Annotated in this window: 8 protein-coding genes and 1 pseudogene; 8 read left to right on the top strand and 1 reads right to left on the bottom strand. The window is 68.9% G+C overall.

What is annotated here, in order from left to right:
- Positions 1-159 precede the first annotated feature (159 nt).
- The 8 genes and pseudogenes from hisC to DMC18_RS22850 all read left to right on the top strand — a co-directional run bounded on the left by hisC (position 160) and on the right by DMC18_RS22850 (position 7,008).
- Positions 160-1,275: a histidinol-phosphate transaminase gene (gene hisC, locus DMC18_RS22880; protein ID WP_110118102.1), complete on the top strand. Its 1,116-nt coding sequence runs from the start codon at positions 160-162 to the stop codon at positions 1,273-1,275.
- 31 nt (positions 1,276-1,306) lie between these two features.
- Positions 1,307-2,368, top strand: coding sequence for a 4-hydroxyphenylpyruvate dioxygenase (gene hppD / locus DMC18_RS22875; protein ID WP_110118101.1), 1,062 nt, complete (start codon positions 1,307-1,309; stop codon positions 2,366-2,368).
- A 13-nt stretch (positions 2,369-2,381) separates the two neighbouring features.
- Positions 2,382-2,448 (top strand): annotated as a pseudogene (locus tag DMC18_RS27360) (hypothetical protein); the annotation flags it as partial.
- Positions 2,449-2,508: 60 nt separating this feature from the next.
- Complete coding sequence (hmgA, locus tag DMC18_RS22870) at positions 2,509-3,786, top strand: homogentisate 1,2-dioxygenase (protein WP_110118100.1); 1,278 nt, start codon at positions 2,509-2,511, stop codon at positions 3,784-3,786.
- Between the two features lie 25 nt (positions 3,787-3,811).
- Entirely contained in the window at positions 3,812-4,816 is a 1,005-nt protein-coding gene (locus DMC18_RS22865) for a fumarylacetoacetate hydrolase family protein (RefSeq protein ID WP_110118099.1), read from the top strand.
- Entirely contained in the window at positions 4,813-5,199 is a 387-nt protein-coding gene (locus DMC18_RS22860; RefSeq protein WP_110118098.1) for a Rieske (2Fe-2S) protein, read from the top strand. Before DMC18_RS22865 ends, DMC18_RS22860 begins: the two co-directional genes overlap by 4 nt.
- 73 nt (positions 5,200-5,272) lie before the next feature.
- Positions 5,273-6,262: a hypothetical protein gene (locus tag DMC18_RS22855; protein WP_110118097.1), complete on the top strand. Its 990-nt coding sequence runs from the start codon at positions 5,273-5,275 to the stop codon at positions 6,260-6,262.
- Positions 6,263-6,444: 182 nt separating this feature from the next.
- Positions 6,445-7,008, top strand: coding sequence for a GNAT family N-acetyltransferase (locus DMC18_RS22850; RefSeq protein WP_110133338.1), 564 nt, complete (start codon positions 6,445-6,447; stop codon positions 7,006-7,008).
- A 63-nt stretch (positions 7,009-7,071) separates the two neighbouring features.
- Here DMC18_RS22850 and DMC18_RS22845 read toward each other — a convergent pair.
- A partial coding sequence (locus DMC18_RS22845; protein ID WP_255580422.1) for a flagellin occupies positions 7,072-7,210 on the bottom strand: 139 nt, incomplete at its 5' end.

The raw sequence follows: 7,210 nt of genomic DNA, 5'->3' as shown, positions 1-7,210 counted from the left end.
GGGAGAGGTGTTTCAACTGCGGCCTCGGAAATTCAGTTGATGCTCATATTAGGTCATAAAGTGACCCATATGGCCGGATCACCGGTCATAATCGCCACAACGCGTCTCTGCGCCTGACCTATCCTGACGTCCGTATCCCCGACTCCCGGAGCGGCCGTCATGCTGGTTCTCGATCGCAAGCCCCAAGCGTCCCAGACGCCGATGCGCGCCGCCCTCGACGGCGTCGTGGCCTACAAGGCCGGCATGACCCTGGCCGAGGCCGGGCGGCGCACGGGCCTGTCGGACTTCGCCAAGCTGGCCAGCAACGAGAACCTGCTGGGCGCCAGCCCCAGGGTCGCCGACGCGGTGATGGCCGCCGTGGCCGAGCCGCAGATCTATCCGGACCCCTATTGCGAGACCCTGCGCGCGGCCATCGGCCAGCGCCTGGGCGTGTCGTCGAACCGCATTCTCGTCTCGCCGGGCTCCGAGGCTCTGATCGACTACGTGTTCCGCGCCGTGCTGGCGCCGGGCGACGAGATCCTGCTCTCCTCGCCGACCTTCCCGGCCTACGACATCTTCGCCCGCTGCGCCGAGGCCAAGATCGTCGACGTGCCGCGCCTGGCCAATTTCGATCTCGACGTCCCCGCCGTCGCCGCCGCGGCCGCCAAGGGGCCCAAGCTCCTGATCCTCTGCACGCCTAACAACCCGACCGGCAACGCCCTGTCGAAGGAAGCCGTCGAGACGGTGCTGGCCGCCACGCCCAAGACCACCCTGGTGTTCGTCGACGAGGCCTACCGCGAGTATTTCGAGGCCTACGACATGCTGGCGGTGCTGGAGGCCTGGGGCGGCCCCTGGATCGCCGCGCGCACCTTCTCCAAGGCCTATGGCCTGGCCGGCATGCGGGTGGGCTACGGGATTGCCTCGTCGGAAGAGCTGATCGCCTATCTCGACCGCCTGCGCCCGCCGTTCAACGTCACCGCCGTCAGCCAGGCCGCCGCCCTGGCCGCCTGGGACGACCGCGAGCACCTGGCCTCGACCGTGGCCCTGACCCTGTCCGAGCGCGCCCGCGTCGAGGCGGCGCTGGACGAGATGGGCGTCGAATACACCCGCTCTGAAGCCAATTTCGTCTTCCTGCGCACCCCGGCCGGTCCCGAAGCCACCGCCATGCGTTTGTTGCACGAAGGGCTCATCGTTCGCCCGACGCCCGTCAAGGGCGGCTGGGTGCGCATCACCATCGGCCGGCCGGCCGACAACGACCGCCTGATCGCCGGCCTGCCGGCCGCGCTGGTCCCTTAGTCAGAACATCACGAGCCTTAGGGAGGCCCGCATGCCCGTCACGTCCGACAACCCTCTCGGCCTCAACGGCTTCGAGTTCGTCGAATTCACCAGCCCGGATCCGGCGGCGATGAAGGCGATCATCGAGCAGCTGGGCTTCGTGCCCGCCGCCACCCACCCGACCAAGGCCGTGACCCGCTACAAGCAGGGCCGCATCAACCTGCTGGTCAACGAGGAGGCCGCCGGCCAGGTCGCCGACTTCCGCGAGGCCCACGGCCCCTCGGCCAACGGCATGGCCTTCCGCGTCGATGACGCAAGCCAAGCCTTCGCCGACGCCCTGAAGCGCGGCGCCAAGGCCGCCGACGCCTCCCGCTCGGTGCTGGGCGCGGACGCCAAGGTGCTGGAAGGCATCGGCGGGTCCTTGCTCTATCTCGTCGAAGGCGAGGGCTCGATCTATGACGCCTGGACCGCCGTTCCCGGCGCCGCCGAGGCCGAAGCCGCCAATTCGGTGGGCCTGGATCTGCTCGACCACCTGACCCACAACGTCAAGCGCGGCCAGATGCGCACCTGGTCGACCTTCTACAACCAGGTCTTCGGCTTCAAGGAGCAGAAGTACTTCGACATCAAGGGCCAGGCCACGGGCCTGTTCAGCCAGGCGATGATCGCGCCCGACAAGGCCATCCGCATCCCGCTGAACGAGAGCCAGGACGACAAGAGCCAGATCGAGGAGTTCATCCGCCAGTACAACGGCGAGGGCATCCAGCACCTGGCCCTGACCACGGCCGACATCTACGGCACGGTCGAGAAGCTGCGCGCCCGGGGCGTCAAGCTGCAGGACACCATCGAGACCTATTACGAGCTGGTCGACAAGCGCGTGCCCGGCCACGGCGAGGATCTGGAGCGCCTGCGCAGGAACCGCATCCTGATCGACGGCAATGTCGGTGACAAGGGCCTGCTGCTGCAGATCTTCACCGAGAACCTGTTTGGCCCGATCTTCTTCGAGATCATCCAGCGCAAGGGCAACGAGGGCTTCGGCAACGGCAACTTCCAGGCCCTGTTCGAGAGCATCGAGCTCGACCAGATCCGCCGCGGCGTAATCACGGTCGACGCCTAAAAATATCTTTCGTCATCCCGGCCGAAGCGTAGCGTAGAGCCGGGACCCAGGGGCCGTGCGCACCGCCCCTGGGTCCCGGATAAGCCCTGCGGGCTTTCCGGGATGACGGGAAAAGTGCTGGCAAAGGCACGGGAAAACGCATGGACCTCCGCTACCAGACCGGCTTTGGCGCTCACTTCGCCACCGAGGCCGTGGCCGGCGCCCTGCCGGTGGGGCAGAACTCGCCGCAGCACGCGCCGTTCGGCCTCTATGCCGAGCAGCTCTCCGGCACGGCCTTCACCGCGCCCCGGCACGAGAACCGCAGGAGCTGGCTCTACCGCCTGCGGCCCAGCGCCGGGCACGGGCCGTACAAACCCTACGCCCAGCCGCGCCTGACCAGCGCCTTCGATGGCCCCGTCACGCCCAACCGCCTGCGCTGGGACCCGATCGAGATCCCCGCCGAGCCGACCGACTTCGTCGACGGCCTCGTCACCCTGGCCGGCAACGGCGATGTGGCGGCCCAGGCCGGCATGGGCGTGCACCTCTATCTCGCCAACGCCTCGATGAAGGACCGGGTGTTCTACGACGCCGACGGCGAGCTGCTGATGGTGCCGCAGCAGGGCGTGCTGAGGCTGGTCACCGAGATGGGCGTGCTGAAGGCTGGTCCCGGCCAGATCGCGGTCATCCCCCGCGGCGTGCGCTTCCGGGTCGAGCTGGACGGTCCTTCGCGCGGCTATGTCTGCGAAAACTTCGGCGCGGCGCTGCGCCTGCCGGAGCTTGGGCCGATCGGCTCCAACGGCCTGGCCAATCCGCGCGACTTCGAGACGCCGGTGGCCGCCTTCGAGGACATCGATGCGCCCACCCAGGTGATCCAGAAGTTCCAGGGATCGCTGTGGGCCGCCGACTGGGACCACAGCCCGCTGGACGTGGTCGCCTGGCACGGCAACCTCGCGCCCTATCGCTACGACCTGGCGCGGTTCAACACCATCAACACGGTCAGCTACGACCACCCCGACCCGTCGATCTTCACGGTGCTGACCTCGCCCAGCGACACGCCGGGGACGGCGAACGTGGACTTCGTGATCTTCCCGCCGCGCTGGATGGTGGCCGAGCACACCTTCCGCCCGCCCTGGTTCCACCGCAACGTGATGAGCGAGTTCATGGGGCTGGTGCACGGCGCCTACGACGCCAAGGAGGGCGGTTTCGCTCCCGGCGGCGCCTCGCTGCACAACTGCATGAGCGACCACGGGCCGGACGTGGCCAGCCATCGCAAGGCTGTCGACGCCGAACTGGGGCCGCACAAGATCGACCACACCCTGGCCTTCATGTTCGAGAGCCGCTGGGTGATCGCGCCGACGAAGTTCGCGCTGGAGCATCGCGCGCTTCAGGCCGACTATGACGAGTGCTGGGACGGGTTCCCCAAGGCCCGCCTGCCGTAACCAGAACAATGAGAGGAAGCGCCGAATGAAGCTCGCGTCTCTGAAGGGCGGCCGCGACGGCCGGCTGGTCGTGGTGTCGAACGACGTCGCCTGGTGCACCGACGCTGGGACGATCGCGCCGACGCTGCAGGCCGCGCTCGACGACTGGGAACGCTGCGAGCCGCTGCTGCGCGGGCTGGCCGAGAGCCTGGAGCACGGCGGCGTGCCCAAGGACCGCTTCCACGAACACGACGCGCTGAGCCCCCTGCCGCGCGCCTTCCAGTGGCTGGACGGCAGCGCCTACGTCAATCACGTGCAGCTGGTGCGCCAGGCCCGCGGGGCCGAGATGCCCGAGAGCTTCTGGACCGATCCCTTGATGTACCAGGGCGCGTCGGACGGGTTCCTGGCCCCCCGCGACACCATCCCGCTGGCCGACGCGGCCTGGGGCTGCGACCTGGAGGGCGAGATCGCCGTGATCGTCGGCGACGTGCCGCTGGGCGCCAGCCGCGAGGAGGCCCTGGCGGCCATCCGCCTGGTCATGCTGTGCAACGACGTCTCCCTGCGCAACCTGATCCCGGCCGAACTCGGCAAGGGCTTCGGCTTCGTGCAGTCCAAGCCGGCCAGCGCCTTCTCGCCGGTGGCGGTCAGCCCCGACGTCCTGCCGGGCTGGAGCGACGGCAAGCTGTCGGGGGCGCTGCTGATCGAGCTGAACGGCAAGGATTTCGGCGCGGCCGACGCCGGCGTCGACATGACCTTCGACTTCGGAACCCTGGTGGCCCACGCCGCCAAGACCCGGGCCCTGAGCGCCGGCACCATCGTCGGCTCGGGCACGGTTTCCAACCGCGACGCCGACGGCGGTCCGGGCAAGCCGATCGCCGACGGCGGTCTCGGCTACTCCTGCCTGGCCGAACTGCGCACCGTCGAGACCATCCTGCATGGCGCGGCCAAGACGCCGTTCCTGCTGGGCGACGACACCGTGCGGATCGAGATGAAGGACGCCAAGGGTCACACGATCTTCGGCGCCATCGAGCAGCAGGTCGAGCGGGTTTGAGCGAAGCGGCCGCCTCAGAGGTCGAAGCGGTCGGACGGATCTGGTTGACGCCGGCCGGGGTCAATCTCGGCCCGCTCGACCTGATCGCCGACGGGGCGGCCCGCAACTACGTCCTGCAGATCGGAGCCAACCGCTTCCACGGCTTCGTGGTGCGGCGCGGCGAGGCGGCGTTCGGCTATGTCGACCGCTGCCCGCACGCCGGCTTGCCGCTGGCCCAGACGCTGGACCAGTACCTGACCCCCGACGGCGGCATGATCGCCTGCTCCTGGCACGGGGCGGTGTTCTCGATCGAGGACGGCGCCTGCCTGGGCGGGCCCTGCGCCGGCGCCCGGCTGACGCCGTGGCCGGTGCGGGTGGACGGCGGGCGCCTGCTGACCGCGTAAATTCAACAAAGACAAGTCTGGATTGATTTGCCCGGACGCCGGTGGTTTCGTGGTCCGCGATCGGGAGGCGGGCATGGGCGGACTTTCGGGGATTGTCGACGATCTCGAAGGCGTGGCGCTCGAGGCGGTGCAGAACCAGCCGCCCGTGGTCTCGGCCCGGATCCTGGCCTTCCTGACCAAGGTCGCCCACGTCGTCGACCAGGCCTATCGCGACGTCCTGGCCCTGCTGATCGACGTGAAATACGTCGGCGACGACGCGCTGTCGGCCGGCGAGATCCGCGACTTCCAGCGCCGGGCCGAACAGGTCCTGGAAATCAGCCACTATCGCGACGCCGAGGAGATCTGCAGCCGCCTGCGGACGCTCAAGGACGTCTATGAAAACGAATTGCAGGCCATGGTCGGGCCGGGCGACAGCGGCCAGTGGGCCGGCCTGTTCAACCTGATCAACGACCGTGAAAGCCGGATCGTCATGATGATCCGCGACGAGCTCTGGCGGCTGTCGCAGACCCTGGACACGGTGAAGGGGCCGGCCGACCTGGAGGCGCTGCGCGAGATCGCCGCCGAGGCGGCCCGGCAGATCAAGCGCGACCTGTCCGATCTCACCACCTTCACCAACCGCATCCTGGGCCTCAGCGGGCGGGCGGGACTGGTGGAGATGCTGAGGGACGGGCGGCCGCAGTCGATGGTGGTCAGGGAGATTTCGGTCATGGTCGATCAGAGGCAGCAGCACAGCTATTCGACGGGCGACAACTCGGTCCTGGTGGGGGCTGGGGCGAGCACCGGCGACATCCATATCCAGCAGGGCGCGGGTCTCGACCTTGCGGCCCTGGCCCAGGAGCTGGACAGGCTGCGCGCCGAGATGAAGGCCCAGGCGGCCGGGACGGCGGAGGAGGACGTGGCGATCGGCGCGGTGGCGACCGCCCAGGCCGCGGCCCAGCAGGGCGACGAGAAGGGCGCGCTGAAAGCTTTGAAGGGCGCGGGGAAGTGGGCGCTGAGCGTGGCCGAGAAGGTGGCCGTGCCGATCGCCGTGGCGGCGCTGAAGCCCTTGCTGGGCGTACCCTGAAGGCCTTCGTCCAAAAGAAAAGCCGCCCTCCAGGAGAAGAAGGCGGCTGAGTCATTGGGAGGAAACGCCCTGGAAGGGCTGAGATCTCTATAGCCGCTTCCTGACGTCGTGACAACGTTGTCATGAACTTTTTCGGAAAAAAGTTTTCGGGCCGGCCGTCGCGCCGCGGGGGAGGGGCGTCTATGTCGGACGACATGACCAGCCTGACGCTTCGCCTCGCCACGCCCGAGGACATCCCCGCCCTGACCGTGCTGATGAACGCGGCGATCGCCGAGCTGCTGACGCCGGTCCTGCCGCCCGAGGGCGTGGCCGCGTCGTTCGAGGTGATGGGGCTGGACAGCCAGCTGATCGCTGATGGCACCTATTTCGTCGTCCAGGACGGGGACGAGATCGCCGGCTGCGGCGGCTGGAGCCGGCGGGCCACCCTGTTCGGCGGCGACCATTCGGCCGGGCGCGACGCGGCCATGCTGGACCCGGCGCGCGACGCGGCGCGGGTGCGGGCGATGTACACCCACCCCGACCACACCCGGAAGGGCGTCGGCCGGATGATCCTGGCGGCCTGCGAGCGGGCGGCGGCGGGCGAGGGCTTCTCCCGCGCCGAGATGGCCGCGACCATGGGCGGTGTGCCGCTGTACGAGGCCTGCGGCTATACGCTGATCGAGCCGTTCACGGCCCCGACCTCCAAGGGCTACGACGTGCCGCTGGCCCGGATGGGCAAGGCGCTGGCGCCGGCCCCGGCGCGCTGAGCGTCCACGAAAAAGGGGCGGGCCTTTCGGCCCGCCCCTCGTCGTCGCGGTCGTCGGTTCCGCTTAGCGGAACAGGCTCAGGATCGAGCTCGACGACTGGTTGGCGATAGAGAGCGCCTGGATGCCCAGCTGCTGCTTGGTCTGCAGGGCTTGGAGCTTGGCGCTTTCCTTGGCCAGGTCGGCGTCGACCAGGTTGCCCACG

It is taken from the genome of Caulobacter sp. D5, assembly GCF_003185805.1.
Taxonomy (GTDB): domain Bacteria; phylum Pseudomonadota; class Alphaproteobacteria; order Caulobacterales; family Caulobacteraceae; genus Caulobacter.
This window is presented reverse-complemented; position numbering and strand designations above follow the sequence as displayed.

What these genes read in the sequence shown, in the direction of transcription:
- hisC (WP_110118102.1), top strand. Translation starts at nt 160, where the DNA reads ATGCTGGTTCTCGATCGCAAGCCCCAAGCGTCCCAGACGCCGATGCGC.
- hppD (WP_110118101.1), top strand. Translation starts at nt 1,307, where the DNA reads ATGCCCGTCACGTCCGACAACCCTCTCGGCCTCAACGGCTTCGAGTTC.
- hmgA (WP_110118100.1), top strand. Translation starts at nt 2,509, where the DNA reads ATGGACCTCCGCTACCAGACCGGCTTTGGCGCTCACTTCGCCACCGAG.
- DMC18_RS22865 (WP_110118099.1), top strand. Translation starts at nt 3,812, where the DNA reads ATGAAGCTCGCGTCTCTGAAGGGCGGCCGCGACGGCCGGCTGGTCGTG.
- DMC18_RS22855 (WP_110118097.1), top strand. Translation starts at nt 5,273, where the DNA reads ATGGGCGGACTTTCGGGGATTGTCGACGATCTCGAAGGCGTGGCGCTC.
- DMC18_RS22850 (WP_110133338.1), top strand. Translation starts at nt 6,445, where the DNA reads ATGTCGGACGACATGACCAGCCTGACGCTTCGCCTCGCCACGCCCGAG.